The sequence below is a fragment of the Mycobacterium sp. 1245111.1 genome (assembly GCF_001673405.1).
GTDB lineage: Bacteria > Actinomycetota > Actinomycetes > Mycobacteriales > Mycobacteriaceae > Mycobacterium.
Genome location: NZ_LZLV01000153.1, coordinates 93,543 through 119,324, shown reverse-complemented (window position 1 = coordinate 119,324; position 25,782 = coordinate 93,543). Strand labels below are relative to the sequence as shown.

The 25,782-nt window shown below is 64.8% G+C and carries 26 protein-coding genes; 17 read left to right on the top strand and 9 right to left on the bottom strand.

All coding sequences use genetic code 11. From position 1 onward, the window contains the following. The first annotated feature begins 148 nt into the window (after positions 1 to 148). From A5658_RS25910 to A5658_RS25890, 6 genes are all read left to right on the top strand, one after another. On the top strand, positions 149 to 1,018 hold the full coding sequence (locus A5658_RS25910) for a phage major capsid protein (RefSeq protein WP_067342145.1): 870 nt from the start codon (positions 149 to 151) through the stop codon (positions 1,016 to 1,018). Between the two features lie 97 nt (positions 1,019 to 1,115). Continuing rightward, positions 1,116 to 1,430 (top strand): hypothetical protein, encoded by a 315-nt coding sequence (locus A5658_RS25905; RefSeq protein ID WP_156751653.1) that lies wholly within the window; start codon positions 1,116 to 1,118, stop codon positions 1,428 to 1,430. A gap of 368 nt (positions 1,431 to 1,798) precedes the next feature. Then, positions 1,799 to 2,692: a helix-turn-helix domain-containing protein gene (locus A5658_RS29455; protein WP_156751652.1), complete on the top strand. Its 894-nt coding sequence runs from the start codon at positions 1,799 to 1,801 to the stop codon at positions 2,690 to 2,692. A 349-nt stretch (positions 2,693 to 3,041) separates the two neighbouring features. Further along, positions 3,042 to 3,341, top strand: a complete 300-nt coding sequence (locus A5658_RS25900) for a hypothetical protein (RefSeq protein ID WP_231997449.1) — start codon at positions 3,042 to 3,044, stop codon at positions 3,339 to 3,341. A gap of 281 nt (positions 3,342 to 3,622) precedes the next feature. After that, on the top strand, positions 3,623 to 5,572 hold the full coding sequence (locus A5658_RS25895; protein ID WP_231997448.1) for a phage tail protein: 1,950 nt from the start codon (positions 3,623 to 3,625) through the stop codon (positions 5,570 to 5,572). Positions 5,573 to 5,882: 310 nt separating this feature from the next. Then, positions 5,883 to 6,161, top strand: a complete 279-nt coding sequence (locus A5658_RS25890) for a DUF1883 domain-containing protein (RefSeq protein ID WP_197503226.1) — start codon at positions 5,883 to 5,885, stop codon at positions 6,159 to 6,161. Between the two features lie 145 nt (positions 6,162 to 6,306). Here A5658_RS25890 and A5658_RS25885 read toward each other — a convergent pair whose 3' ends face one another. Continuing rightward, the gene (locus A5658_RS25885; protein ID WP_067342140.1) at positions 6,307 to 7,803 is read right to left on the bottom strand and encodes a recombinase family protein; all 1,497 of its coding nucleotides are present in this window, start codon (positions 7,801 to 7,803) and stop codon (positions 6,307 to 6,309) included. A gap of 23 nt (positions 7,804 to 7,826) precedes the next feature. Here A5658_RS25885 and A5658_RS25880 point away from each other — a divergent pair, with 23 nt between their 5' ends. Further along, positions 7,827 to 8,291, top strand: coding sequence for a tRNA (cytidine(34)-2'-O)-methyltransferase (locus tag A5658_RS25880; RefSeq protein ID WP_067342138.1), 465 nt, complete (start codon positions 7,827 to 7,829; stop codon positions 8,289 to 8,291). Positions 8,292 to 8,388: 97 nt separating this feature from the next. Further along, positions 8,389 to 8,724 (top strand): hypothetical protein, encoded by a 336-nt coding sequence (locus tag A5658_RS25875; protein ID WP_067342136.1) that lies wholly within the window; start codon positions 8,389 to 8,391, stop codon positions 8,722 to 8,724. Between the two features lies 1 nt (position 8,725). Here A5658_RS25875 and A5658_RS25870 read toward each other — a convergent pair whose 3' ends face one another. Beyond that, entirely contained in the window at positions 8,726 to 9,370 is a 645-nt protein-coding gene (locus A5658_RS25870) for a nitroreductase family protein (protein ID WP_067342134.1), read from the bottom strand. 22 nt (positions 9,371 to 9,392) lie between these two features. Here A5658_RS25870 and A5658_RS25865 point away from each other — a divergent pair, with 22 nt between their 5' ends. Next, positions 9,393 to 9,809, top strand: a complete 417-nt coding sequence (locus A5658_RS25865; RefSeq protein WP_067342132.1) for a TIGR03667 family PPOX class F420-dependent oxidoreductase — start codon at positions 9,393 to 9,395, stop codon at positions 9,807 to 9,809. Between the two features lie 3 nt (positions 9,810 to 9,812). Here the strand turns inward: A5658_RS25865 and A5658_RS25860 are convergent, their stop codons facing one another. Both A5658_RS25860 and A5658_RS25855 read right to left on the bottom strand, forming a co-directional pair. Next, complete coding sequence (locus A5658_RS25860) at positions 9,813 to 13,094, bottom strand: error-prone DNA polymerase (RefSeq protein WP_067342131.1); 3,282 nt, start codon at positions 13,092 to 13,094, stop codon at positions 9,813 to 9,815. A gap of 28 nt (positions 13,095 to 13,122) precedes the next feature. Beyond that, positions 13,123 to 14,004, bottom strand: a complete 882-nt coding sequence (locus A5658_RS25855) for an SDR family oxidoreductase (RefSeq protein ID WP_067342129.1) — start codon at positions 14,002 to 14,004, stop codon at positions 13,123 to 13,125. A gap of 83 nt (positions 14,005 to 14,087) precedes the next feature. Between A5658_RS25855 and A5658_RS25850 the strand changes: the two genes are divergently transcribed. From A5658_RS25850 to otsB, 3 genes are all read left to right on the top strand, one after another. Beyond that, positions 14,088 to 14,660 carry a TetR/AcrR family transcriptional regulator gene (locus A5658_RS25850; protein ID WP_067342128.1) on the top strand — a complete coding sequence of 191 codons (573 nt, stop codon included), beginning with the start codon at positions 14,088 to 14,090 and terminating at the stop codon, positions 14,658 to 14,660. Between the two features lie 222 nt (positions 14,661 to 14,882). Continuing rightward, positions 14,883 to 16,277 (top strand): wax ester/triacylglycerol synthase family O-acyltransferase, encoded by a 1,395-nt coding sequence (locus tag A5658_RS25845; RefSeq protein ID WP_067342127.1) that lies wholly within the window; start codon positions 14,883 to 14,885, stop codon positions 16,275 to 16,277. Between the two features lie 61 nt (positions 16,278 to 16,338). Further along, on the top strand, positions 16,339 to 17,424 hold the full coding sequence (gene otsB / locus A5658_RS25840) for a trehalose-phosphatase (RefSeq protein ID WP_067342126.1): 1,086 nt from the start codon (positions 16,339 to 16,341) through the stop codon (positions 17,422 to 17,424). Here otsB and A5658_RS25835 read toward each other — a convergent pair. Together A5658_RS25835 and A5658_RS25830 are read right to left on the bottom strand one after the other, a co-directional pair. Then, positions 17,403 to 17,804 carry a PaaI family thioesterase gene (locus tag A5658_RS25835; protein ID WP_067342123.1) on the bottom strand — a complete coding sequence of 134 codons (402 nt, stop codon included), beginning with the start codon at positions 17,802 to 17,804 and terminating at the stop codon, positions 17,403 to 17,405. The two genes, otsB and A5658_RS25835, sit on opposite strands and share 22 nt — an antisense overlap. A gap of 4 nt (positions 17,805 to 17,808) precedes the next feature. After that, positions 17,809 to 18,606, bottom strand: a complete 798-nt coding sequence (locus A5658_RS25830) for a helix-turn-helix domain-containing protein (protein ID WP_067342122.1) — start codon at positions 18,604 to 18,606, stop codon at positions 17,809 to 17,811. Positions 18,607 to 18,716: 110 nt separating this feature from the next. Between A5658_RS25830 and A5658_RS25825 the strand changes: the two genes are divergently transcribed. Then, positions 18,717 to 19,070 (top strand): nuclear transport factor 2 family protein, encoded by a 354-nt coding sequence (locus A5658_RS25825; RefSeq protein ID WP_067342121.1) that lies wholly within the window; start codon positions 18,717 to 18,719, stop codon positions 19,068 to 19,070. A 131-nt stretch (positions 19,071 to 19,201) separates the two neighbouring features. Here the strand turns inward: A5658_RS25825 and A5658_RS25820 are convergent, their stop codons facing one another. Together A5658_RS25820 and A5658_RS25815 are read right to left on the bottom strand one after the other, a co-directional pair. After that, positions 19,202 to 19,441, bottom strand: a complete 240-nt coding sequence (locus A5658_RS25820) for a hypothetical protein (RefSeq protein WP_067342119.1) — start codon at positions 19,439 to 19,441, stop codon at positions 19,202 to 19,204. 29 nt (positions 19,442 to 19,470) lie between these two features. Next, on the bottom strand, positions 19,471 to 20,343 hold the full coding sequence (locus A5658_RS25815; RefSeq protein WP_067342117.1) for a MaoC/PaaZ C-terminal domain-containing protein: 873 nt from the start codon (positions 20,341 to 20,343) through the stop codon (positions 19,471 to 19,473). A gap of 91 nt (positions 20,344 to 20,434) precedes the next feature. Between A5658_RS25815 and A5658_RS25810 the strand changes: the two genes are divergently transcribed. The 4 genes from A5658_RS25810 to A5658_RS25795 all read left to right on the top strand — a co-directional run bounded on the left by A5658_RS25810 (position 20,435) and on the right by A5658_RS25795 (position 25,209). Then, on the top strand, positions 20,435 to 21,184 hold the full coding sequence (locus tag A5658_RS25810; RefSeq protein WP_067342115.1) for a histidine phosphatase family protein: 750 nt from the start codon (positions 20,435 to 20,437) through the stop codon (positions 21,182 to 21,184). Positions 21,185 to 21,278: 94 nt separating this feature from the next. Continuing rightward, positions 21,279 to 21,860 (top strand): TetR/AcrR family transcriptional regulator, encoded by a 582-nt coding sequence (locus tag A5658_RS25805; protein WP_067342113.1) that lies wholly within the window; start codon positions 21,279 to 21,281, stop codon positions 21,858 to 21,860. Further along, positions 21,857 to 22,303, top strand: a complete 447-nt coding sequence (locus A5658_RS25800) for an MmpS family transport accessory protein (protein ID WP_197503225.1) — start codon at positions 21,857 to 21,859, stop codon at positions 22,301 to 22,303. Before A5658_RS25805 ends, A5658_RS25800 begins: the two co-directional genes overlap by 4 nt. Continuing rightward, positions 22,300 to 25,209, top strand: coding sequence for an RND family transporter (locus A5658_RS25795; protein WP_067342109.1), 2,910 nt, complete (start codon positions 22,300 to 22,302; stop codon positions 25,207 to 25,209). Before A5658_RS25800 ends, A5658_RS25795 begins: the two co-directional genes overlap by 4 nt. Here A5658_RS25795 and A5658_RS25790 read toward each other — a convergent pair. Next, complete coding sequence (locus A5658_RS25790; RefSeq protein WP_067342267.1) at positions 25,206 to 25,772, bottom strand: isoprenylcysteine carboxylmethyltransferase family protein; 567 nt, start codon at positions 25,770 to 25,772, stop codon at positions 25,206 to 25,208. The genes A5658_RS25795 and A5658_RS25790 overlap by 4 nt on opposite strands. Between the last annotated feature and the right edge of the window lie 10 nt (positions 25,773 to 25,782).

Here is a 25,782-nt window from a genome sequence, read left to right as displayed (position 1 = left end):
GCGGCTCCCGAGGCTCGCAGCGCTCCGAACTCTCGGAGCGCCTCAGCCGTCTGTGGCGGCTCGATAGAAACGGGTCTGTGGCCCGTCTTCGAAATCCCGGCTCCAGCCAAAAGGGTTGGGGTCATTTCCGTTTCGAGGAGAAACACACATGTCAGTAACTAACGCCGCTCTCCAACAGGCGTTCACTCCGGAGTCTTACGGCAAGCTGGTCGACATCGTGATCGAGTCGAACTCGATCGCGTTCAACCCCGCTGTGGCCACCCCGCTCCCCATCACCACGGAAAGCATTCGCATTCCGCTGCTGACCGGGGATGTGGCTTCGGGGTGGTACAGCGAGCTGGACATCATCACCGAGGACGACCCGGAGACCGACGAGTTGGTTGTGACTCCGAAGGCCGTGAAGGCCTACACGGTGGTCTCTAACGAGTCCGTCGCGGACACTCAGCCGGCGATCGCGAACCTGATCGGCAACTCAATCGGTCGGTCGATCAGCAAGAAGGTCGATGACGCGTTCTTCTCGCTGAGCGCGATCACCAAGGGACCGCAGCTCCCGATGGGCGTCACCGTCTACAGCTACGTGGACATCGCCGTTGCATCCGCGACGTTTGACCATGTGCTGCAAGGGATCAAGCTCGCGAAGGACAACGGGGCCAACCCGACCGCGGTCGTCATCAACCCGACCGTGGAATTGGCTTGGCGTCAGATCAAGACGCAAACCGGGGCGAACTCGTATCTCGTCCAGGACCAGCCGCTGTCCGATGAGAGCCGGCGCGCAGGCTACGCCGGATTCACCATCGGCGGTGTCCCCGTCTACGTCTCGCGGAGCGTTGACGCTCTGACCGCAGCGTGGATCGTCGACGCGACTCAGCTGTTCACCGTGCGCAGGCAGGGAACGACGGTCATCGCATCCAAGGACGCCGCGTTCCAGTCGGACGGCACTGCCGTCAGGGGTGTGGCCCGAGTCGACTTCGGTGTCACCAACCCGGCCGGCGTGGTTCGCCTGTTCGACCACGCCTGATGTAACCCCCACGGGGACAACTGAATAGCCCGCTGAAGGCAGGACCCCGACCCCCAACAGGGTCGGGGTTTCTGCTGCTGAAAGGAGAGATTGAGACTTGAACGACGAAGCACCACGACGACCTAGCCGACGAGGCCGCAAGCGGATGTGCATCCGCGAGGGCTGCAACCGCACGGTCCGCGGCCAGGATGACCGGCAGGCGTGCGGCCACCTATGCGATTTCATCGAAGAGCAGATGAAGGAGGCCATGCGTGTATGCAGGGCCACCGGCGATACGGACATCTGGGCCGCTGCCGTCGCGCTGAATGACGCGCTAACGGAGTACTTCGACCACCGGAAGCGGCTGTACAACGCCGCCTTGTCTGTCGGCTTCACCAGAGAGCAGTGGCGGGCCATTAAGCGCGGCAACTGAAAACCTAAGCACGACAACAGGAAAGCCGGGCGGCTAGAGGTCGCCCACAACACGATAGGAAACAACATGCTGGATATCACCAGACTCGACCCCGCTCTCATCGCGCACATCGCAGAGCTTCGCAAAGAGGCCGCAAAGTACCGCCACCAGAGGCGCGGAGCCCGTGCCGAAGCAGACCGACTCCGCGAGTCCAACGCCGGCCTACGACACGAACTAGCGACTCTACGAGCCGAGCTGGAAACTCGCAGAGAGTGCCGGGAATGCCACTGCCAGATAGCGTCCGACGCTGCGAAGCGCGTCGAGGGGCAGTGTCCACGTAGCGGCGAGCCTCTTGAAAACTGCCCGATCGGACAGAGCTGCTGCGGCTGATGCCCAGCCGCAATTTGGTCAAGCACCACGGGAATGTGAGAGAACAGTTGAACGCAGCGATACCGATGGGACTCGTCCGAGACGACAAGCTGTCCGCGATGGCCAAAGCAACGGCCTTGGAAGTTTGGTCGCACGCCGAGGGACGGCACCAGTCGACGGTTTCTGTAGCTGAGGCACTCGGTATCAACCGCAGGACCGCAACGAACGCGATAGCCGAGCTGCAAGAGCGCGGCTGGCTGATGCGGGAGGTTCACTACGGCCCACCGAAGGACGGGAAGGTGCCCACCAAACCAGCGTGGGAACGCTGGCATCTGCGGATGACAAACGCACCGTGGACAGCCGATGAGATGGAGACCCTGTGCACTCAGTACACAGCACCCTGTGCACCCAGTGCACACCTACCTGTGCACCCAGTGCACAACATAGAAGTGAAGGGAGGAGTGCACGAGAAGTGCACTCCCTCTAGGAGTGAAAGAGAAGCTGTGCACCAGATGCACAGCATCGGGGAGGGCGACCCACAAAGGGAGTCCGAGCCAGATGTCTTCGGAGAATCTGTCTCGTCCTCTGATCCACACAACGTCTCGTCTATCGACTCGACTCCACACTTCGATGCTCACTTTTCGGATCGCATCTCGTGTACTTCGCATCGCATCGCATCCAGCGATGCTCCTGTCGCCTCGCTGCCGAGCGGCAGCTCGGCTCTAGGGGACTGCTCTGCTTCGCATCGCACAACCGATCCCTTCGCCTCGGCGCCTATCGGCACCTCGGCTCAGGAGGACGAGCCGCAAAGCGAGTACGACTGGGACAACCCGCTGGGTCTGAACCGCGCTACTCCGACAACAACCGCACCGCCGGCCGACACCGGGGTCACGTTCGACCCCTTCGCCGACTAAGCACACGCTTCGGCGTGCATCTGTCTACACGCCCGCCGTGTGTGGCGCTGTGCGGCCCGCTGCCGCACGGGCACAGCGCGGCTAGGCGCTCGTCCCCTGAGCTGCTGGGTGCGGCGCACACTGCGCCGCACGGGCGCGGGCACGCATGCCGGGTGGGTCAGGCACACAGGTGCAGCCCTGCTGCTGGGCAGGTCCGCTGAGCCCCCAGGGGGAGCACCCCTCCGGGGGCGTGTTCGACCGGTCCGTAATGCGTCTGCCCTGCTGCGCGCGGTTCGGAACCTGGATTTTTACGAGATGCCCTGCTCAGGGCTCATTTCACCCCGAAAACAAGGGGGCAAAGGAGATGCAGATGGCCCCCAAGATGCCGCACGGCCTCGGCTACCAAGGCCGCAAGCTGTGGCAGTCGGTCGTGGCCGAGTTCGACCTAGATGCCGAGCCGCATAAGCGGCGCATCCTGTTCGACGCCGCGAAGACCGCCGACTTGATCGACCGGCTGGAGAAGGAGATGGCCGGCCAGCCGACGACTGTGCTCGGCTCCGCACGACAGTTGACGATCCACCCGCTGATTAGCGAAGTGCGTTTTGCCAGAGCGCTTCTCAGCCAGCTACTAGCGCGACTCAACTTTGAAGCCTCACTAGAGGAGGACTGATGCCGAGAGGCAGCGGTATGCCGCCCACCAGGCGGCGCAGGCCGAGGTGTCGCCGCTCATCGGCGGCGACCCCGGCGCAGATCGAGACCATTCTTCGCCAACGGCTAGCGGGAACCTGGACCCCGCCGCCGCCCACGCCGCAAGACGACCCCGAATACCACCGCCTGTACGCCAGGTGGCAGCAAGAGAACTCGCCGCTCACCGTCTAGGCCCGCCACCAAAGACCGCACAGCCCCTCGGCCATCAGAGCCGGGGGGCTTTCTCATGCCCGAAAGACACTTATGACAACAACTTTGGCTGAGCCCGGCCTCGCGACTCTCGAAGAGTCACAAGCCCTCTACGACTCGGTGATAGCGGCGGAACCCGACGACGGGGCTCCCTCGGGTAACTCCCCGCTGCCGCTGGATTGGAAGCCTCCCAAGCTCAACCCGCCGTACGACACGTCCCGGCTCGACGAGCACGAGCGCCTCTGGCGCGACGTCTTGGAGCGCGACGACAAGCTGGAGCAGCTCCGCATCGCCCCTCCGCTGGTTCAGCTCTACGACGGCGACTACAACCGCCGCGGCGAGGTCGCCGGCTGGCGCTCGATCGACTACGAGTGGATCGAGAACGACACCGGCACAGCCACTCTGAGGCTTTCGCTGAGCCACTACATGGCTCGGTGGGTGATGAAATTCCAGGGCCGGGCCAAGCGGAACGTCCACATCACGATCGACAAGCAGGGCTCTCGATGGTCCGGCTTCATGGTCAACTACAAGATCGTCAAGGCCAAAGGCGGCGACCGCTACCTCGAAGTCACGTTCAAACACGACTTCGAGCAGGCGAAGCACATCTTGTGCTGGGCCAACCCGTTCCTCCGGCCGGAACTCCAATTCCCCAAGCTCTGGGTCATCTTCGGCCCGGCCAAGTGGTGTCTCCTCTTGACGCTGTTCGTCAACATCCTCCGATTGGAGACGTCTCTCTGGACGCTGCCGGACAACCCGCTCGACATCAACGAGTGGATGCCGCTGTCGTTCAACCCGGCGACGTGGCGGAACATCGTCAAACCGTTCCCGCTGCTGGCCGACAACTCGAACCTGGTGATCGTCTTCTCCAGGTTCAAGTCGTGGTTCGACGTGGCCAAGAAGGTCCTGGAGGACGCACAGCTCACCGTCGTGTGTCGGCGCTACCTGCCGTCGCAAGGCGACCCGCATCCGTTCTCAGATCTCGCTGGGGAGCTGGACAACTCGATCACCGAGACCATCGCGCAAGCCATCCCGCTGCGGGAGGGCTGCCTGGTCTGGGACATCGTCGACAACGGCAACTGGGGCACGAACACCACCTTCGGCGGCTCGCTGCTGACCGGGTTCATCCGGGCGGCGGTGCAGATAGCCGACGACGGGGTAACCGAGGGGATCGACGTATTCACCGGGGACCCAACGTCTCCCGAGCAGTACTACCGCCCCGAGTACCTCGGCACCAGCCCCGGCTACCCGCACGTGATCTTCGAGGACGGTCTCTACACCGGGATCGAGTCGTCGGAGTTCACCTACACCGAGGCCGAGGACACCTCCTTCGTGACCGGCGGAGGGTCGATGCCCGGCGTCAACGAGGGCATCTCGGCAGGTGTGAACATGGCCGGGGACTTCCTGACGTCGCTGATTAACACGGCGCTGGCGCCGACAGGTGGGATAGGTACTGCCATAGACCTGCCGCCGCTGGGCGGCGTGATGGACGCCATCGCGCAGATCCTCTACAAGGACGTGTTTTTGGCGTTCATGGAGATCCCCACGCTGCGGGCTGCCGCAGACGGCGGGACGCTTCCGCTTCCGGGGCTGGAGACCACTCCGACCTCGCTGGGCGACTTCCACCTCTTCGAGAAGTGGGTCGACGGCGTATCGAAAGCGTTCACGCTGTCCGCGATCATGGCTGTCCGCGCCCAGATCTGGGCTACGCGCCCGCGGATCTCGCACACCATCAAGGTGTCCGACGCCGCGCCGTACCTGGTTGGAGAACCCGGCTACGGCCACTTCTGGCTCGGAAACCTGGTCGGCACAACGGTCTTGGAGTTCCCGATCCCGTTCATCGTGTTCGCGGAGCGGGTCAAGAAGATCGGCTACGGCTGGGACCAAGACGGCTCTAAAGGCTGGGACATCACGATCGGCTACCGCGAGCCGCAGGACCCGGCGTTCAAAGCGCTGGAGTGGATCAGAGAGATCAACCAAGGTCTCGGGGATCTAGGGATTCTGTAGCGTGCGCTATCGCACGAAAGCGGTCTACACAGCGCGCTGCAATACACCACGGAGATCTCGATCGACCCGCGACACGCCGAAAACACAAGTTGTTGTGTTCCGTCGCCTTGTCGTACCCCAGGGGTAGTGTTGCCGCCTGGAAGGACGGAAGCCCTCGACGAGGACAGAGTCCGCCAGCCGAGGGTTTACCGCCCTACTCTGCATTGGGGAATGCTTGTAGGACGGTACACCTTCGACAACTGCGAGGCTCCTAGGAGGGCCTTAAAGGGCGGGCTCGTGTTTCCAAACCCCCTTCCGCGGAGGTATGGAAATGGAGTATTTGAAGTTCGATCTCGGGTATCTGGACCGTGGTTCGATTGTCCGGGTCACGCTGGAGGGTAACGCGGCCAACGTTCGGCTGTTGGACCGCACGAACCTCGGCTACTACCAGCGCGGAGCATCGCACCGCTGCTGGGGCGGGCACTACGAGCGGTCGCCGGCTGTGTTGCAGGTGCCCGACTACGGGCACTGGTACATCGTGGTCGACTACGGCGGCTACGCGGGCCGGGGCCGAGCCTCAGTCCAGGTGCTCTCGCCGCAGGGCGTCTAGCTACGGCTAGCTGAACATCAAGAGGCGGGGCCTGGTGGGTGGAATCCCACCGGGCCTCGTTTCGTCTGGGCCTCCAAGGTCATCGCCTACGACAAGTTCGAGGCCGAGATGATGGCTACCGTTGGACGACGTGGAAGCCGATCCGTCAGGTTTTCGCCGGCTCCCCCGGCGCCGTCCGAATCGCCTCTGGCACGCGAATATGGAACTCTCGGGCCTTACTCCCCCGGCCACCGATGTTCCGGGCAGCGAACGTGATACCCGACCGTTGGAGTAGGGCTCGGCGGGCCTCTGTGTCACCCTTGGCAGCCCTCCAGGCGTCCCCGTAGGTGCCTCCCGTAGGCACCCACTCCCAGTGCGCCTCGCGGGCCGGCTGGGCTTCCAGCTCAGCTATCCGAGCGTCGAGAGCGTCTAGCTGACGCTGGAGGCGTCGGCGCATCGTGGCCGACGTCGCCCTACCGGCTGCGGCTGACAGCTCGTCTACCGCTCGCAAAGCCTCGGCCAGCGCCTCTTGGTTGCTGTCGCCGGGCACCCAAACTCGCTCTCGGACTTCGAGATCGCCTAGTTCGTAAAGAAACGCATCCTCGGCCATCTCTTCCAGCTCGGCAGCCGGGATCTGCGGAGAGCAGCGAAGTTTGCACCGTAGGTAGCGGTACTCGTAGGTCCGACCGGGACGCTTCACCACGTTTAGGTCGTGGTGGAGCTGACTCTCGCACACAGCGCAGTACGCCAGCCCCGACAGGAGGCTGGTATCCGACCGGCGGTCGTCTTTGCGGGCCTCTCGGTTGCCATCTAAGAACGCTTGTATCCGCTCCCACTCATCCAGCGACACAACAGGTTCGGCGAATTGGACCGGCTGGCCGTCGTCGTCTCGGACTAACTCCCCGTCGTGGTGGACCCGGCCCAATAACGCCGGGGACCGCAGCAGGTTCCGCAACGGCGTGGTCTGCCACCGCCGCCCGAGGGGCTGTAGGCCCCGCTGGGCTCGGTAGTGGTCGGCGGGGGTGCAGATACCCTCGGCGGTCAGCGAGCGCGCCTCTCCGGTTAACGTGGTGCCGCTCAGCAGGTCTCGGACGATCCTTTGGATTACCGAGACCGCTTCCCGATCTTGAACCAGTACCCATCCCCCGCCCTCGCGGGGAACCGCTTTGTAGCCATACGGGGGCTTGCCTCCCGGCCAGCGGGCCGACTGCCGCAGCTTCGCTCGACTCGCCTTGGTCCGCTCCCGGATTGCCTCCAGCTCCCCTTCCGCGAGCCCGGCGATGACCCCGGCCAGCATCCGCCCGGCCCAACTGCTGAGGTCTATCGACTCCGAGCAGGAGACCACGGTTTTGTCGTGGTCCTGACACCAGCCGAACAGCTCCGAGAGCTGGATAGCGTTACGTCCGAGGCGGTCGAGCTTCCAAGCACAGAGGACGTCCCACTCCGGGGCGCGGTCGCTGAGCCACGGCCCCAGGCCGGGGGTATCGAACGGGCGGACCGAGCCCGAGACGTCTACGTCCTCAGCCCACCCGACGATCTCGTGATCGTTGGCCGAGGCCCATTGCCCGATCACCTCCCGCTGGCGTTCGACCGACGTACTCTCCAGACGGTCGGCCGAGAGCCGAACCCGACCAACGACGCGGAGTCCCCGCTGTTGTTTCATGGTCTGACATGCTACCTTGTGTTGTGTTCAACCTGATGTTCGTGTCACCCCGAATCCCGCCCAATACGGGTAATGCCATCCGAACGGCGGCAGCCACCGGAGCGGAACTTCACCTCGTCGAGCCGTTGGGTTTCGACCTGTCTGAACCAAACCTGCGTCGGGCCGGACTGGACTACCACGACTTGGCGTCGGTCACCGTGCACCCTTCACTGGACGCCGCGTGGACAGCAATCGCGCCGCGGCGGGTGTTCGCTTTCACCGCGCATGCGACGCAGTTGTTCACCGATATCAGTTACCAAGCCGGCGACGTTCTGATGTTCGGCCCGGAGCCCACCGGATTGGATGCGGCCACACTCGACGATCCGCGCATCACCGAGCGGGTGCGCATCCCGATGCTCGACGGCCGGCGGTCGCTGAACCTGGCCAACGCCGCCGCGGTCGCGGTGTATGAGGCGTGGCGGCAGCAGAACTTCGCCGGCGCGCGGTGACGATGCAGAACGCGCAGCGGTCTGAGGTGGGGGTACCTCCCGCTTGCGGGGGCGAACCGCGCAATCCAACCCGCGCAGTCTGATTAGCATCGGTCGAATGGGACTCAACGACCGCGCATTTGTCCGCTGGGTGAATGCCCTTTTCACCCAACTTGCGGAGGCGCCGCTGTTCCGGCGCAAGTTCATCGTGATCCGCTATGTCGGGCGACGGTCCGGGAAGACGTTCGAAACCCCGGTCGCTTATTCGCGACGCGGCGACGTCCTGACGATCGGCGTCTCGTGGCCCGACCAGAAGTCGTGGTGGCGCAACTTCCTCGGCGAAGGCGGGCCGATCACGCTGGTCGGCCTCGACGGCGCCGACCGGCACGGCCACGCCGTCGCCAGCCGCGACAGCTCCGGCGGTGTCGCGGTCAGGGTGCAACTCGCCGGCTGATCTACCAGGTGTTCCAGTGCGTGAGCTGCTCGGCGGGCAGCCGTTTGGCCGGCTTGAAATCGGTGCCCTTGGTGTAGGCGATCGGGAAAAGGCCGCCCTGGCTGTACTTCTCGGAGGGGATGCCGACGATGTCGGCGACTTTTTCCTCGCCGCCACGGATCAGGTGCAGCGTCGTCCAGCAGGTTCCCAGCCCGCGCGAGCGCAGCGCCAAGCAGAAGCTCCAGACCGCCGGGTGCAGTGACGCCCAGTAACCCGCGCCGCCCATCGGCTGCTTGTCTTCGCGGCCTTCGATGCACGGGATCATCAGCACCGGCGCCTCGTGGATGTGCTCGGCGAGATAGGTCGCCGAATCCCGCACCGCCGGCATCCGCTCGCCACGGGTGTCACCGGCGGCGTACTCCTGCGCCGGTGAGTTGAGGTAGCCGCGGGCGTTGTCTAGGTAGATCTCGCCGATCGCCTTCTTCTTGTCGGCATCCTCGACGAAAACCCATTGCCAGCCTTGCGAATTGGAGCCGGTGGGTGCCTGCAGCGCCAAATCGAGACATTCCATCAGGATCTCGCGCGACACCGGCTTGTCGAAGTCGAGGCGCTTACGGACCGAACGAGTGGTGGTGAGGAGTTCGTCGACAGAAAGGTTAAGGGCCATGCCTGGAGACTACATTCGACCCATGAGCATCGAACTCACACAAGAGGTTTCCAGCAGGCTCGAATCGGACCACTTCGGGTGGTTGACCACCGTCGCCAAATCGGGACAACCGGTGCCCCGGCTGGTCTGGTACTACTTCGACGGCACCAGGCTGACGGTGTACTCCATGCCGCAGGCCGCCAAGGTCACCCACATCAAGGCGCACCCCGAAGTGAGCCTGAACCTGGACTCGGACGGTAACGGCGGCGGAATCATCGTTATCGGCGGTACGGCGAAGATCGACGCAACCGACGTGAATTGCAAGGACGACGCACCCTACTGGGCAAAGTACGGCCAGCTCGCCAGAGAGTTGGAGTCGGCTGAGGGGATCTCGATGGATGCTTTCAGCACCCGGTTGGCGATCACCCCGACCAAGGTTTGGACGACGCCGGGCGCATAGAACTCACCGAAAGTCGCGGGACTTCGATCCGATCTTCAGCGTCAGCTCGCCGAATCGCTCGGCCATGACGGTGACTGCGCCACTGGCATTTTGGACCTGGCCGCGGATCAGCAGCGCCGGCGCCGACTGGGCTAGCTTGCGGTGACGGGCCCACAGCCCCGGCGTGCAGAGCACGTTGACCATCCCGGTCTCGTCCTCGATGTTGATGAACGTCACCCCTTGCGCCGTCCCGGGGCGCTGCCGATGGGTGACCGCCCCGGCGATCAGCACCCGGCTGCCGTCGGGCACCGACAGCAGGTCGGCGGCGGGTATCACTCCCAACTCGTCGAGGTCCGACCGCAGGAACTGGGTCGGATAGCTGTCCGGCGAGATGCCGGTGGCCCATACGTCAGCCGCGGCCAACTCCATCTCACTCATCCCGGGCAGGGACGGGACATGCGACGACGAGCCCACTCCCGGCAGGCGATCCGGCCGTTGGGTGGCGGCTGCGCCGGCCGCCCATAGCGCCTCGCGCCGCGACATCCCGAAGCAGTTCAGCGCGCCCGCGGTGGCCAACGCCTCGGTCTGCGGCACGGACAGCTGGACCCGGGTCGTCAAATCCAGCAGAGAAGTGAAGGGGCCGTGCGCTTTTCGTTCTTCGACCAGTTTCTCGGCCAGGTCTTCGCCGATGTGACGGACGGCGCCCAGCCCCAGCCGCACCTCGGTTCCGGAGTTCTCCAGCGTGGCATGCACCAGGCTGGCAGCCACGCACGGACCGTGCACCGTGACACCGTGCCGGCGAGCGTCGGCCACCAGCGACTGCGGCGAATAGAAGCCCATCGGCTGCGCACGCAGCAGCGCGGCGCAGAACGCCGCGGGATGGTGCAGCTTGAACCACGACGAATAGAAGACCAGCGACGCGAAGCTCAGCGAATGGCTTTCCGGGAACCCGAAATTCGCGAACGCCTCCAGCTTTTCGTAGACCCGGTCGATCACCTCGTCGGAAGCGCCGTGCAATTCTCGCATGCCATCGAAAAACCGGCTGCGCAACCGTCGCATGCGTTCGGCCGACCGCTTGGAGCCCATGGCACGGCGCAGCTGATCGGCCTCGGCGCCGGTGAAGCCGGCGCAGTCCACCGCAAGCTGCATCAGCTGCTCCTGAAACAGCGGCACTCCCAACGTCTTCCGCAGCGCCGGCTCCATCGACGGGTGGTCGTAGACAACGGGGTCGAGACCGTTGCGCCGCCGGATGTACGGGTGCACCGATCCGCCCTGGATGGGCCCGGGCCGGATCAACGCCACCTCGACCACCAGGTCGTAGAACACCCGCGGCTTCAGCCGCGGCAACGTAGCCATCTGCGCACGCGACTCCACCTGGAACACCCCGACGGAGTCGGCGCGAGACAACATCTCGTAGACCGCCGGTTCGGACAGGTCCAGCGTGGCCAGGTCGACCTTGATGCCCTTGTGCTCGTCCACCAGGTCGATGACGTAGTGCAGCGCCGAGAGCATGCCGAGTCCGAGCAGATCGAACTTCACCAAACCGATTGCCGCGCAATCGTCTTTGTCCCACTGCAACACGCTGCGATTCTCCATGCGTGCCCACTCGACCGGACAGACGTCGGCGATCGGCCGGTCGCAGATCACCATGCCACCGGAATGGATGCCCATGTGCCGGGGCAGGTTCTGGATCTGATCGGCCAGTTCGATCACCTGCTCGGGGATGCCGTCGATGTCCGACGGACGTCCACTCCAGTGGCTGATCTGCTTGCTCCAGGCGTCCTGTTGTCCTTGTGAGAAGCCCAGGGCCCGAGCCATGTCGCGCACCGCGATTCGGCTGCGGTAGGTGATCACGTTGGCGACCTGGGCGGCGTAGTCGCGGCCGTATTTGTCGTAGACGTACTGGATGACGTTTTCGCGCAAATCCGATTCGATGTCGATGTCGATGTCGGGCGGGCCGTCGCGTTCCGGCGACAGGAAGCGCTCGAACAGCAACTCGTTGGCCACCGGGTCGACCGCAGTGACCCCGAGCGCGTAGCAGACCGCCGAGTTGGCCGCCGATCCCCGGCCCTGACACAGGATATTGTTCTCCCGGCAGAATCGGGTGATGTCATAGACCACCAGGAAGTACCCCGGAAACTTCAGTTGCTCAATGATTTTCAGCTCGTACTCGATCTGGGTATACGCCTGGCGGGCCTGTGACCGTGGGCCGTAGCGACGCTCGGCCCCAGCCATCGTCAGCTCACGCAACCAGCTGTCTTCGGTGTGCCCGGAGGGAACGTCGAACGGTGGCAACTGCGGCGCGATCAGCGCGAGGCCGAAGGCGCACTGCTCGCCGAGTTCGGCCGCGGCGGTCACTGCCTCAGGGTGCTGCGCGAACAGCCGCGCCATCTCCTCACCGGAGCGCAGATGCGAACCGCCCAACGGGGCAAGCCAGCCGGCCGCCTCGTCCAGCGACTGCCTGGCCCGGATCGCGCCCATCGCCATCGCCAGTTGCCGACGTGACGGACCGGCGAAATGCGCGCCGGTGGTCGCCACGCAGGTGAGCCCGAATCGCCTTGCCAGCAAGGCCATTTCGCTGTTGATGTCGTCATCGACCGGGCAGCCGTGGTGGGTCAACTCGACGCTGACCCGATCGGAGCCGAATCGATCCACCAGATCGGCCAACGCCGCCGAGGCCGCATCCCGGCCGCCGGTGGACAGCGCGGAGCGGACGTGACCTTTGCGGCAACCGGTCAAGATCTGCCAGTGGCCGCCCGCCGCCTCGGTGAGCGCGTCGAAGTCGAAGCGCAGCTTGCCTTTCTCGCCGCCGGCCAGATGCGCCACGGCCAACTGCCGAGACAGCCGGCGATAACCCTCCGGTCCCCGCGCCAGCACCAGCAGATGTGGGCCGGCCGGATCCGGATCGTCTGTCCGGGCGCCGGACCCCAGCGACAACTCCGCGCCGAACACCGTCTGCATGTCCAGTTCCACCGCCGCTTCGGCAAACCGCACCGCGCCGTAGAGCCCGTTGTGGTCGGTCAGCGCGATGGCCCGCAGATCCAGCCGCACCGCCTCTTCGACCAACTCCTCCGGCGCGCTGGCCCCGTCGAGGAAGCTGTACGCCGAATGCGCGTGTAGCTCGGCGTATGGGATGGACGACCGAGCCGGCCGGTCTTCGTCCGGTGGCTGGTAGGCCACCCGCTTGCGCGACCAGGGGGCCTCGTCCGCCGGGGTCCACACAGTCGGTGTGCCGGAACGGCGCGGCTTGCCGGAGAGCACCCGCTCCATCTCCGACCAGCCCGGCGGCCCATTGCTCCACCCCACCCGACAAGTGTATCGAATATATGTTCGATCAGGGCTGGATGTTCTCCAGGTCCTCGAGCAGGCTCGGTTGCCGCGGCCGCCACCCCAGCGTCTGCTGGGTATGTGCACTCGACGACGGCTGATCGGCGGCGAAGACCGCGCCGAGCGGCCCGAACGTCTCGTTCGGCACGGCCCGTACCTCAAGCCCCAGGCGCCGGCCGATGACCGCCGCGATGTCACGAACCATGTCGCCCTCGTCGGCCACCGCATGCCACGCCGTCGCGGTAGGCGCCTTCTCCAACACCAGCCTGAAGAGCACGGCCGCGTCGAGCGCGTGCACTGCCGGCCAGCGCTGGGCACCGTCGCCCGGATAGCCCACCACCCCGTTGGCACGCGCCGCCGCGGTGAGAATCCCGGCGAATCCGCCTTCGCCCTCGTTGTGCACCGTGCGCGGCAGACGTACCGCCGCCGTCCGGACGCCGCGTCGGGCCAGATCCAGCATCGCGAGCACTGCACGGCCGCGACCGCCGACCGGCCCATCCGTCGACGGCGGATCGGCCTCCGTCGAGCTGCGGCCCGGCACCACCGGGGTCCCCGAGACGGTGACGAACGGACGGCCGCTGCCGATAAGCGCCTCGCCCAGGGCACCGATCGCGGCGGTTTCCTCGGCGACCGCACCCGCCAGGGCCCCGGGGTTGTCGAAGTCGTGGCTAAAAGCCAGGTGAATCACCCCGTCCGCCCGCTCGACACCCGCGCGCAACGCGGGCAGGTCGGCAAGTTCTCCCCGATGAGGCTCGGCGCCGGCGGCCTGCACGGTGGCGGCGGACGAATCCGAACGTGCGAGCGCGAGGACGGTGTGACCGTTGCCGAGCAATTCGGCGACTACCGCCGAGCCGATCAGGCCTGTAGCTCCGGTGACGAAAACGTGCATAATTCCCCCAGACTGTGATGGGACTTTTGTCTCATCACCGTAGCACCGTAATGGGATAAGAGTCCCATCACTAACATGGATGCATGGCGCGGTGGGAACCTGGAGCACGGGAGCGACTCGTGTTCGCCGCGGTGGATCTGTTCAACGAGCAGGGCTACGACTCCACCACGGTCGCCCAGATCGCCGAGCGCGCGGGCGTCACGAAGAGCACCTTCTTCCGTCACTTCCCCGACAAGCGCGAGATCCTGGTCGCCGGCCAACAGACGCTCGGTCGACTGCTGACCGAGGGCATCGCGGAGGCACCCCAGGACGCGACCCCACTGGAGGCGGTCGCGGCCGGGCTCGAGCGCGCATCCAATGCGATGGGTCCGATGAACCGCGAGCTCGCCCCCCGCATCACCGCGGCCGTCGCGGCCAATGTCGAGCTACAGGAGCGCGACGCCCTCAAGGTCGTTGGCCTCGCGGCAGCGATGACAGACGCGTTGCTCGCCCGAGGTGTACCCGAGCTCATCGCACACCTCGCGTGCGAGCTCGGCGTCCTCGCGTTCAAACAGGGCTTTGCGCGATGGCTGAAGGCCGACGACGACACTCCGCTGGCGCACTACGCATTAGCAGCTCTCGACGAGCTGCGGGCCGCAACCCGATCTCTCACCTGACCAATTATCGCCCGGCACAACGATATCGACACCCCGCAGCCAATTCGGTTAGTTCTCAGAAACTCTCAGAGTCTGAGAAAGCATGCGAGCGCCAACTGCGTTGCCACACAACCGACCCCAGTTGTTTACACGAATTAATGTCGCCGCCACCTCTGACCACTGGTCACCGCCGATACTCGGACGCAACCCAAGCGACGGCCCCAGCACAGGCGGTGACGATTCGTGGAGCAACTCAACACGCTCGACGCAGGCTTCCTCATGGCCGAAGATTCGGACCGCAATGTCAGCTTGGCGATCGGCGCGATCGCCGTCATCGATGGCAGGGCGCCCAAATACGACGAATTCAAAGCCGTTCTGGCAGAACGCGTTCAGTCGATCCCACGATGCACCCAGATGTTGCGCACCCAACCTTTCGACGTGGCGGCCCCACACTGGGTCAAGGATCCCGCCTTCGACATCAGCCGTCACGTGCGCCGGATCGCACTGCCACGCCCGGGCGACGACGACGAGTTGTTTCGCGTCGTCGCCGATGTACTGGAGCGCCGACTGGACCGCGATCGCCCACTGTGGGAGTGCTGGGTCATCGAAGGCCTGAAGGGCAACAGGTGGGCGATGTTGATGAAGGCCCACCACTGCATGGCCGACGGGATCTCGGCGACCCGCATCCTCGCCCGGCTGTGCGATGAGTTTGACGGCGACGTCTTTGCGCGACCCACTGTCGCCAAGCGGGGCAGGCGGCACCCGCATCTGACGCCGGTACCCGAGAACCCGCCGCGCACCAACCCGTTGGGCAATCTCTGGCGAACCGCCACCGGCATCGCCAACACGCTGACCCGCACTGTCGGCGGCGCGTCTGAGATCGCCGGCGGCCTGATGCGGCCCACCGCAGGGTCGTCGCTGGTCGGGCCAGTGACATCGATGCGCCGGTACCGTGCGGTCCGGGTCCCCCTTGCCGATGTCGAAGAGGTCTGCCACAAGTTCGACGTCACGATCAACGACGTCGCGCTGGCCGCGATCACCGAAGGCTATCGCCGCGTTCTGCTCCGTCGCGGCGAGGAGCCGCGACCGAACTCGCTGCGCACGCTCGTACCGGTGTCCGTCCGCTCCCCCGATTCTGCGGACAAGCCGGGCAACAAAATCTCGATCATGCTGCCCTATCTGCCAGTCGACGAGGGCGACCCGCATCAGCAGCTGCGCACTGTGCACAGGCGGATGACCCGTACCAAGCAGGGCGGCCAGAAACAGGCCGGCAACATGGCGGTATCGGTGACCGGTTATGTCCCATTCATGTTGTCCTCGTGGTTGATTCGCGTGCTCACCCGCCTGCCACAACGCGGCATCGTGACGCTGGCGACCAATGTCCCGGGCCCGCACCGCCGGTTGGAGATGATGGGCCGCACGGTCAGCCGGCTGCTGCCGATCTCGCCGATCGCCTTGCAGCTGCGCACCGGCGTCGCGGTGCTGAGCTACGCCGACGATCTGGTGTTCGGCATCACCGCCGACTACGACGCAGGGGCCGACATCGAGGAACTGGCCGATGGCATCACAACCGCGGTCGCACGCCTGGAGATGCTCACCCACGACTCGGTATTGCTGTTCGACAAGAAATCCGTCTGACGATCACCGACTAACCTGACTACTGGCACCGCGACGGCGGGCCGGGAAGGCAGGGCGGGCAATGTCGGTCATCATCGACCCACGCCGCCTGGACGCCGTGCTCTTCGACGGTGAGCCCGACCCCGCCCTGGCCGCGCACCTGCGCGACGCCGGTGTCCGCGTCGGTCGATCCGATGCCGCCGCCCTCGTCGAGTCGGCCGACGACCTGGCGGTGCGGCCGGGGCGCTGCGCGGTCGCGACGTCCAGCAAGGAGAGCGCATCGGCCGCACGGGCCGCCGGTTTCGCGCTGGTCATCGACATCGGAGCCGGGCAAAGCGCCATCGAGGTCCGCACCGGCGATCGGCGGATGTCCGAACTGCCCGACGGCATGCAGGCGACGAACGTCCCGGCACAACCCGCGGTGTTCTATGACTTCGACGGCACCCTGTCGGAGATCGTCAACGATCCCGACACCGCGCGACTGGCTGACGGCGCGGCCGAGGCGCTGACGGCGCTGAGCGCCCGGTGTCCGGTGGCGATCCTGAGCGGTCGCGACTTGGCCGACGTGCGCGAGCGAATCGGCCTACCCGGCCTCTGGTACGCGGGCAGCCATGGTTTCGAGCTGACCGGGCCCGACGGGGCACATCACGAGAATTCCGAGGCCGCGGCGAGTGTTCCGGTGCTGGCCGAGGTGGCAGCCGCGCTCGCCGACCAGCTCGGCGACATTCCGGGAGTCGTCGTGGAACACAAGCGATTTGGTGTCGCCGTGCACTACCGCAATGCCGCGCGCGACCGCGTCGGCGAGGTGGCCGCGGCGGTGCGCAGCGCCGGGCAACGAACCGCCCTACGGGTGACGACCGGCCGCGAGGTCATCGAGCTACGCCCAGATGTCGACTGGGACAAGGGGAAAACGTTGCGGTGGGTGCTCGACTACATCCGCGACAATGACGGCGATGGCCCGCTGCTGCCGATCTATCTCGGCGACGACATCACCGACGAGGATGCCTTCGACGCGATAGCCGACGACGGCATCGCCATTCTGGTGCGGCACAGCGACGACGGGGACCGTGCCACCGCCGCCCGCTACGCGCTGGACAACCCCGGCCGGGTGCGCGAATTCACCGAGCGGCTAGCGGACCAGCTCGATCACAAAACCGCTTGTGACTGAATGGTTTTGGCGGCCAGTTTGCCGTTGTCGCCGCGGATCTCCGTCTCCACCACGATGACGCGCCGTCCGACGTGCAGCGGCCTGCTGTGCGCCTTGACCGTGCCGGAGCGGGTGGCGGCAAAGAAATTGGTCTTCGATTCGATAGTGGTCGTTCCACCCGCGCCCTCGGGGAGATTGAGAAACGCGCACACCGCGCCGGACGTATCCGCCAATGCCATCACGATGCCGCCGTGCAGCACGCCTCCTCCGGTCGTCAGGCTCTCCGCCCAATCCAGGCTCAGCACAACCTCATCGGGGCCGGCGGCGTCCGCGGTGATGCCAAGCGTCACGGACAGCGGGACCAGCCCGTGAATCATCTCGGTTGCGGCGGTGTCGGTCATCGGCTCACTTTCCTAGTGCCTGCAACGCCGCCGCGGTGTTCGCGTCGGCGGGATAAAAGGACTCGATCGCCACTTCGGCGACGGTGACATCCAGCGGGGCTCCGACGACCGCGGTCATGCTGAAGAATGCAAGCTCTTTTCCGTTGTGCCGCAAGCGTAGTGGAACGGCAACGTCGGTAGGCTCGGGGCGTTCGGCTTCGCCCCCGGGATAGCTTCGCAGCTCTGACAGCAGCTCGGCCAGCCGAGGATCGCGCGTCGCTTGGACTTGGCGGTGCAGCCGCTCGAGGATATGCGCCCGCCACTCGGGCAGATTGACGATGCGAGACGCCATCCCGTCCGGGTGCAGCGAGACGCGCAAGGCGTTGATCGGGGGCTCGAGCAGAGCGGGGTCGCATCCGTCGATCAGGACGGCGACTGCGGCGTTGCCGTCCAGCATTTCCCACCATCGGTTGATCACCAGCGCCGGATACGGCTCGTGGCCGGTGAGGATCTGCCGAAGCGCGGCACGCAGCCTGGTCAGCTCCGGCTCGTCCAGCGAATGCTCGGGATAGGCGGGTGCGTAACCCCCAGCCAGCAGCAGCGCGTTGCGTTCTCGCAGCGGCACGTCGAGTTGCTCGCTAAGTCGCAGGATCATTCCCGAGGTCGGTTGCGAGCGTCCGGTCTCCACGAAGCTCAGATGTCGAGCGGAGATCTCGGCCTGAATCGACAAGTCGAGCTGGCTGATTCGGCGTCGCTCCCGCCATTCGCGCAGCAGCTGACCGACTGCCGGGGTGGCGCGCGAGTTCCGGGTCAGGGTGGTCATCGCCCCGATGCTAGCCGCGCCGCGTCGTCGCGACGATTACCTCGCGGGTAATCGACAGGGCGCACTGAGAACTACACGATCGGGTTTTCACCCATCGAAAGGATGCTTCCATGAACGACGTGATCGACCGATACCTGGCCTGCTGGAACGAGACCGACTCGGCCACGCGACGCGATCTGATCGCCAAGACGTGGGCCGAGGATGCCAGCTACGTCGATCCGCTGGTCGACGCCCACGGCCACGACGCGATCGATGCCGCAATCGCCGCCACCCAAGGCCAATTCCCGGATCACGTCTTCGCGTTAGCCGGCCCGGTCGATGCTCATCACGACGTCGCCCGCTTCACCTGGGGCCTGGGCCGCAACGGGGATGACCCGCTGGTGATCGGGTTCGACGTCGCAGCCGTTGGGGCCGACGGACGACTGGCCCGCGTCGTCGGCTTCCTCGACAAGCTACCGGGATAGGTGCCGACCATGCCGTATATCACGACAGCAGAACAGTTTTCGCTCTTCTACACCGACTATCCGGGAGGCGATCCCGTCGTATTCGCGCACGCCTGGGCCCTCCCTGACTGCCGTCGGCTGACGCCGAACGCTCAGCTGTCCTTCTTGTCCTTCTTGTCCTCGTCTTCGGCGTCGCGCTCTTCGTGCTTGCCCTCGCCTTTGTCGTCTTTGCCGGTCGCTAGCTCGAGGGTGGCCCAATGACTCGGGGAGAGGAAGACCGACCACTTTCCGGACTCTTTCCCTAACTTAAGGACCCCGTCGTCGACTTCCCATTTGGTGTCGTCGTCGTAGTTGGTTTCATGCCCGTCGCTGTAGGTGAGTTTGAATGCCATGGCCGCAGAGTGCCGCACCGACGGTCCGGCTAAACCTCGGTGTACTCCACCGCGCCGTCCTCGAGCACCAGCCGGGCGTTGCTGCCGTCGGGCCCGGCCGCTTCGGTGCGGAACACCGCTCTGCCTGGCCCGGTGCGCCAGATCAGTGTCGTCAGCGTCTCGCCGGGAAACACCGGTTTGGTGAATCGGGCCTCGATGGCCGTGATGGCGTGGGCGTCGCCGCCGCCGAGTTCGGCGACCAGCGCGCGACCGGAGAACCCGTAGGTGCACAACCCGTGCATGATCGGCTCCGGGAAGCCGGCCAGCTCCTTGGCGAACCAGGGATCGCTGTGCAGCGGATTGCGGTCGCCGGAGAGCCGGTAGATCAGCGGCTGGTCTTTACGCGTCGGCAGCGCGACCCGGGCATCCGGCTCGCGATCGGGAATCTCCGGGGCGACGGGACGCTCGCCCGGCTGTCCCCCGAAGCCGCCCTCGCCGCGGATCACCAGCGTCGTCGTCGTTTCGGCGACCAGCGTGCCGGTGTCGGGATCACTGCCGCGGCCGCGCAGCATCAGGATCGCGTTCTTGCCCTCGCCCTTGTCCTGGATGTCGGCCACCTCGGTGACCACCGACAGTTTCCCGGCGGGCGGCAGCGGCGCATGCAGCCGGATGCCTTGCGAACCATGCAGCAGCATCGCCCAATTGAACGATCCGACCTTGCCCGCCGCACCGAACGCCGGGCAGCAGATCACCGCGTAGGTGGGCAGCACCTGCTGGTCGATGCCATGGCTGTTCTCGGTGGTGAACTTCAGATCGTCGAGGCCGGCGCCCACCCCGAGGGCATACAGCAGGGTGTCGCGGTCGGTCCACTCGAACAACATGGGTTCGGTCGTCGCCCCGACGGCATTCGGGTCGATCGCCATGCGGGTCTCCTCTCGGTCAGATTCGTCCGGCTAACCATGGCAAACCTATGAAACCGCCACATCGAAGCCGCCGACAAGGCAGGCTATCGCCATGCAAAATCGCACCGCGATCAGCAAAGCCGCCGCACTAGTCGCGCTCGCCGTGATGGTATTCGCCAGCGCCTGCTCGGGCGGGTCACAGCCGCGCAGCATCACGCTGACCTTCATCCGGCATGCCGAGTCCGAAGCCAACGTCGCCAAGATAATCGACAGCGACATTCCCGGTCCGGATCTGACCGAGGAAGGCCGGGCACAGGCAGAGCAGCTGGCACACCAGCTCTCCCGCAACAGTTTCGACGCTGTCTATGCCTCCCAGATGGCCCGTACCCAGCAGACCGCTGCGCCCCTGGCCCACGCGCTCGGCAAGACCGTCGAAATCCTGTCCGGTCTCAACGAGATCAACGCGGGCAGGTACAACCACACACCGTCGAAGGGGGCGTGCGTACAAACCGATCACGATCGATGGTTGGACTCCACATGCTCGCCCCATCTGCTTGCACCGGCCGACTGGCTGAACGGTGATATCCAAAACGCCATTCCCGGCTCGGTCAACGGTGATCAGTTCAATGACCAGTTCACTGCGGCGGTGCAGAAGATTTACGACGAGGGTCACGCCAAACCCGTGGCGTTCTCGTCTCGCGAGTCGATCATGTACTGGACGTTGATGAACGTGAAAAACCCCAAGGACAGTCTGGTAAAGACCCATCCGCTGTCGAACGTTGGTCGCGTGGTGATCACCGGCAGCCCCGCAATGGGATGGACGTTGGTCGACTGGGACGGGATCCGCGACTTCAGTTACTGAGCCTCACGGGCAGATCCGCAGCGGTACGGTACTGGACAGTACTGCCCTCTAACCCCTAGGGTTAGGCGCTGTGACCGGGACGACTCAGCGCGGTATGGCGGCTTCACCGTGGTCGCCGCGTGAAACCGAGTTGCTCGAGGTCACCCTGGAGCTGCTGCAGGAACACGGCTACGACCGGTTGACGTTGGACGCCGTTGCCGCGCGGGCCCGGGCCAGCAAGGCCACCGTCTACCGGCGCTGGCCGTCGAAGGCCGAACTGGTGCTGGCCGCGTTCATCGAGGGCTGCCGGCAGGTCGCCGTTCATCCCGAAACTGGCACACTGCGCGGCGATCTGCTGCGCCTAGGACACACGATCAGCCAGCAGACCCACGCGCAGGCCGGCATCATCCGCGCCGTCATGGTCGAGATATCGCGTCATCCTGCGTTGCACGACGCCATGCAGTCGCAGTTTCTGGATCAACGGAAAGCCCTCTTGCAGGAAGTCCTGCGTGACGCGGTCCTTCGCGGTGAGATCGACGCCGCCGCGATCAGCGACGAGCTCTGGGACCTGTTGCCCGGATACCTGATCTTCCGGTCGATCATGCCCAACCGCCCACCCAACGAGCAGACGGTGGAAGCTTTGGTCGACGAGGTCATCATCCCCAGCCTGACCCGGCACCGAAAGGCAAACGGATGAAAGGCTTTTCGATTGGCGGTCTGGTCCGGCGACGGTGGATGATTCTCGTCACCGTTGCCGTGGTCGCCTTGGCGGGCTTCGCGGTCTATCGACTGCACGACGCCTTCGGTTCGAGCAGGAACACCGCGGACGGCGGCGGCGCCTCGAATGAGATCGTTCCGTTCAACCCCAAACAAGTCGTCTATGAGGTCTTCGGCAATCCCGGCGCCACAGCGACCATCAACTATCAGGACGTCCACGCCGCGCCGCAACGGGTCGATAACACCCCGCTGCCCTGGTCCTACACGATCACCACCACCGACCCCGCGGTCATCGCCAACGTCGTTGCCCAGGGCAACGGCAGCACGTTGGGGTGCCGCATCACCGTCAACGGCATCGTCAAGGACGAAAGGACCGTGAACGAGTTGAGCGCCTACACCTTCTGCCTGGACAAGTCCGGATGAGCAACCACAGCGTGCGCCGGCCACGCGTCCCGCATCTCATTCACCGTCTTGCCGTGCCGATCCTGTTGTTCTGGCTGGCGTTAGCAGCGATTCCGAATATCGTTGTGCCGCAACTGGAAGAAGTCGGCAGGGTGCACAACGTCGGCCTCAGCTCTCCCGAGGCTCCGTCGTATCAGGCGTTCAAGCACATCGGAAAAGTGTTCCACGAGTTCGACACCGACTCCTCCGCGATGATCGTCCTCGAGGGCGACAAGCCGCTGGGCGCTGACGCGCACAAATTTTACGACCAAATGGTGCACAAGCTGGAACAGGACAAGAAGCACGTCCAGCACATCCAGGACTTCTGGGGCGACACGCTGACGGCTGCGGGATCCCAGAGCAGCGACGGCAAGGCCGCCTATGTGCAGCTCTTCCTCAACGGAGCCCAGGGTGAAGCGCTGTCCAACGAATCCGTCGACGTGGTCCGCAGCACCATCGACCACATGCAGCCGCCGCCAGGGGTCAAGGCCTACCTGACCGGCGCTGCCCCGCTGATCGCCGACCAGTTCACCGCAGGCAGTAAGGGAACCGACAAGGTCACCGCACTCACTGTCGGCGTGATCGCGGTGATGCTGTTCTTCGTCTATCGATCGTTTTCCACCACGCTCCTGGTGCTGGCGACCGTCCTGATCGAGATGGCCGCGGCGCGGGGATTCGTTGCCTTCCTTGGCAATATCGGGATTCTCCCACTGTCGACGTACGCCACCAACCTGTTGACCCTGCTGGTGGTCGCCGCCGGAACGGATTACGCGATATTTTTCGTCGGCCGCTATCACGAAGCACGCTCAGCGGGCGAAGATCGCGAAGACGCCTACTACTCCATGTATCACGGCACGTCGCACGTTGTCCTCGGCTCGGGTCTGACGGTCGCCAGCGCGGTCGCGTGCCTCGCTTTCACAAGGCTGCCCTACTTCCAGAGCTTGGGCCCGCCCGCCGCGATCGGGATCCTGGTCGCCCTGGCAGCCTCGCTCACCCTCGGTCCGGCCATCCTGGTGGTTGCCAGCCATTTCGGCCTTTTCGACCCCAAGCGAGTGCTGCAGACCCGCGGCTGGCGTCGCATCGGCACCGCGATTGTCCGTTGGCCCGGGCCAATTCTGGTGGTATCCATCGCGGTTGCCCTCATCGGCTTGCTCGCCCTGCCGGGCTACAAGACCAGCTACGACACCCGGCCGTACATCCCCGCCAACGCTCCGGCCAACGTCGGATACACCGCCGCCGAGCGGCACTTCTCGCGCGCCCGGTTGGAGCCCGAGCTGCTGATGATCGAGGCCGACCACGACCTCCGAAATCCGGCCGACATGCTCGTGCTGGACAAGGTGGCCAAGAACATCGTCCACATCCCCGGCATCGCGCAGGTGCAGTCGATCACCCGGCCGTTGGGCGCTCCACTCGACCACAGTTCGATCGCGTTCCAAATCAGCCAGCAAAGCATTGGTCAGGTGCAGAACCTCAAGTATCAAGCGGACCGCGCGCACGACTTGATGCGCCAATCAGAGGAACTCGACAAGACGATCGCAATCTTGCAGCAGCAGTACACCCTGCAGCAGCAACTTGCTACCGCGACACATGACGAGACGCAAAAGTTCCACGAGACGCTGGCGATCATCGGCGAGGTGCGCGACAAGCTGGCGAATTTCGACGACGTCTTCCGGCCACTGCACAGCTACTTCTACTGGGAAAAGCATTGCTACGACATCCCGATCTGCTTCGCGCTGCGCAATACCTTCGAGTCGATCGACAGCATCGATCAGCTCACCGAGAAGTTCGAAGACCTGACGGCGAGCCTGGACAAGCTCGACGCGCTCCAGCCGCAACTGGTCGGGCTGATCCCGCCACAGATCGCCAGCCAGGAAGTCAACCGCGAACTGACGCTGAAGAACTACGCCACCAACCTCGGTATCAACAAGCAATCCGAACTGGCGAACGACAATCCGGCCGCGCTGGGGCAGGCTTTTGACAAGGCCAAGAACGACGACCTGTTCTATCTGCCTCCCGAGGTATTCACCAACCCTGACTTCAAGCGTGGCCTGAAGCTGTTTGTTTCACCGGACGGCAAAGCGGCCCGGATGATCATCACCCATGAAGGCGATCCGGCTGAGCCCGCCGCGATCTCCCACGTCGATCCGATCAAGCTCGCCGCGCACGAGGCAGTGAAGAACACTCCCCTGTCCGGCGCCAGCTTCTATCTCGGTGGCACCGCGTCGACCTACAAAGACATCGAGGACATGGACCGCTACGACCTGCTGATCGTCGCGACCGCATCGCTGAGCCTGATCCTGCTGATCATGATGCTCATCACCCGCAGCCTGGTCGCCGCGATCGTGATCGTCGGTACGGTGGCGCTATCGCTGGGCGCGTCGTTCGGGCTGTCGGTGCTGGTGTGGCAATACCTACTGGGCATCAAATTGTATTGGGTCATATTGGCTTTGGCGGTCATGATCCTGTTGGCCGTTGGGTCCGACTACAACCTGCTGTTGATATCCCGCTTCAAAGAGGAGATCCACGCAGGGCTGAAAACCGGGATCATCCGCGCCATGGCGGGCTCCGGCTCGGTGGTGACCGCCGCCGGCCTGGTCTTCGCGGTGACCATGTGCGGATTCGTGTTCAGCGGATTGCAGGTGCTCGGTCAGATCGGCACCACCATCGGTCTCGGTCTGCTGTTCGACACCCTGATCGTCCGGTCGTTCATGACGCCGTCGATCGCCGCCCTGCTCGGTCGGTGGTTCTGGTGGCCGTTGCGGGTGCGCCCACGTCCCGCGAGTTCGATGCTGCAGCCGTACGGATCGCGCCCGGCCGTCCGCCAGCTGCTGCTGTGGGACGACTCGGAAGAAAAAGATCTGGTGGCGCCGTCCCGCGCATCGGTCTAGAGATACCGCCTGACGCGTCGGCAATACTCCACATATTCCTCGGAATAGTGTTGGCGCATAAAGCTTTCCTCGCGCAACACCTGCCGGTGAAAGAGTAAGAACCCAGCGCCGAGGTAGGCCAGCGGAACCCAGTTGGGAAACACCAGAAACTGACCGACCAACACACATGCGAACCCGACGTAGATCGGGTTGCGGCTGACGGCGAAAATGCCTGTGGTCACCAGCTTGTCGGGCTGATCGACGTCGATGCCGACCCGAAAACTTCTGCCAAACGACACCAGGCTGGCGAACAACACCAACAGTCCGACGTAACACAGTCCGACACCGATCCACGCTATGGCGGCCGAGTTGAAGAACAGCTGAGTGCTGACCAACGGCCAATGGAACGCGGCGGCAAAGACTGTGTAGAAGTAGAACAGCATCACCGCGGGGATCAGAAAGTCCGTCTTGTCCAGCCGGCCGAAATGCATCGCCTGCGTCCCGGCCCGTCGGAGCAGGAACACTCGGGCCAGCACCGTGCCGAGCAGCAGCACGATCGCCAGCGCGGCTATATATCCCGTCATCGATGGCCCC

What these genes read in the sequence shown, in the direction of transcription:
- A5658_RS25790 (WP_067342267.1), bottom strand. Translation starts at nt 25,772, where the DNA reads ATGACGGGATATATAGCCGCGCTGGCGATCGTGCTGCTGCTCGGCACG.
- A5658_RS25855 (WP_067342129.1), bottom strand. Translation starts at nt 14,004, where the DNA reads ATGCACGTTTTCGTCACCGGAGCTACAGGCCTGATCGGCTCGGCGGTA.
- A5658_RS25900 (WP_231997449.1), top strand. Translation starts at nt 3,042, where the DNA reads ATGGCCCCCAAGATGCCGCACGGCCTCGGCTACCAAGGCCGCAAGCTG.
- A5658_RS25875 (WP_067342136.1), top strand. Translation starts at nt 8,389, where the DNA reads ATGGGACTCAACGACCGCGCATTTGTCCGCTGGGTGAATGCCCTTTTC.
- A5658_RS25805 (WP_067342113.1), top strand. Translation starts at nt 21,279, where the DNA reads ATGGCGGCTTCACCGTGGTCGCCGCGTGAAACCGAGTTGCTCGAGGTC.
- A5658_RS25800 (WP_197503225.1), top strand. Translation starts at nt 21,857, where the DNA reads ATGAAAGGCTTTTCGATTGGCGGTCTGGTCCGGCGACGGTGGATGATT.
- A5658_RS25910 (WP_067342145.1), top strand. Translation starts at nt 149, where the DNA reads ATGTCAGTAACTAACGCCGCTCTCCAACAGGCGTTCACTCCGGAGTCT.
- A5658_RS25810 (WP_067342115.1), top strand. Translation starts at nt 20,435, where the DNA reads ATGCAAAATCGCACCGCGATCAGCAAAGCCGCCGCACTAGTCGCGCTC.
- A5658_RS25825 (WP_067342121.1), top strand. Translation starts at nt 18,717, where the DNA reads ATGAACGACGTGATCGACCGATACCTGGCCTGCTGGAACGAGACCGAC.
- A5658_RS25830 (WP_067342122.1), bottom strand. Translation starts at nt 18,606, where the DNA reads ATGACCACCCTGACCCGGAACTCGCGCGCCACCCCGGCAGTCGGTCAG.
- A5658_RS25835 (WP_067342123.1), bottom strand. Translation starts at nt 17,804, where the DNA reads ATGACCGACACCGCCGCAACCGAGATGATTCACGGGCTGGTCCCGCTG.
- otsB (WP_067342126.1), top strand. Translation starts at nt 16,339, where the DNA reads ATGTCGGTCATCATCGACCCACGCCGCCTGGACGCCGTGCTCTTCGAC.
- A5658_RS25815 (WP_067342117.1), bottom strand. Translation starts at nt 20,343, where the DNA reads ATGGCGATCGACCCGAATGCCGTCGGGGCGACGACCGAACCCATGTTG.
- A5658_RS25865 (WP_067342132.1), top strand. Translation starts at nt 9,393, where the DNA reads ATGAGCATCGAACTCACACAAGAGGTTTCCAGCAGGCTCGAATCGGAC.
- A5658_RS25820 (WP_067342119.1), bottom strand. Translation starts at nt 19,441, where the DNA reads ATGGCATTCAAACTCACCTACAGCGACGGGCATGAAACCAACTACGAC.
- A5658_RS29455 (WP_156751652.1), top strand. Translation starts at nt 1,799, where the DNA reads ATGCCCAGCCGCAATTTGGTCAAGCACCACGGGAATGTGAGAGAACAG.
- A5658_RS25795 (WP_067342109.1), top strand. Translation starts at nt 22,300, where the DNA reads ATGAGCAACCACAGCGTGCGCCGGCCACGCGTCCCGCATCTCATTCAC.
- A5658_RS25885 (WP_067342140.1), bottom strand. Translation starts at nt 7,803, where the DNA reads ATGAAACAACAGCGGGGACTCCGCGTCGTTGGTCGGGTTCGGCTCTCG.
- A5658_RS25895 (WP_231997448.1), top strand. Translation starts at nt 3,623, where the DNA reads ATGACAACAACTTTGGCTGAGCCCGGCCTCGCGACTCTCGAAGAGTCA.
- A5658_RS25850 (WP_067342128.1), top strand. Translation starts at nt 14,088, where the DNA reads ATGGCGCGGTGGGAACCTGGAGCACGGGAGCGACTCGTGTTCGCCGCG.
- A5658_RS25870 (WP_067342134.1), bottom strand. Translation starts at nt 9,370, where the DNA reads ATGGCCCTTAACCTTTCTGTCGACGAACTCCTCACCACCACTCGTTCG.
- A5658_RS25890 (WP_197503226.1), top strand. Translation starts at nt 5,883, where the DNA reads ATGGAGTATTTGAAGTTCGATCTCGGGTATCTGGACCGTGGTTCGATT.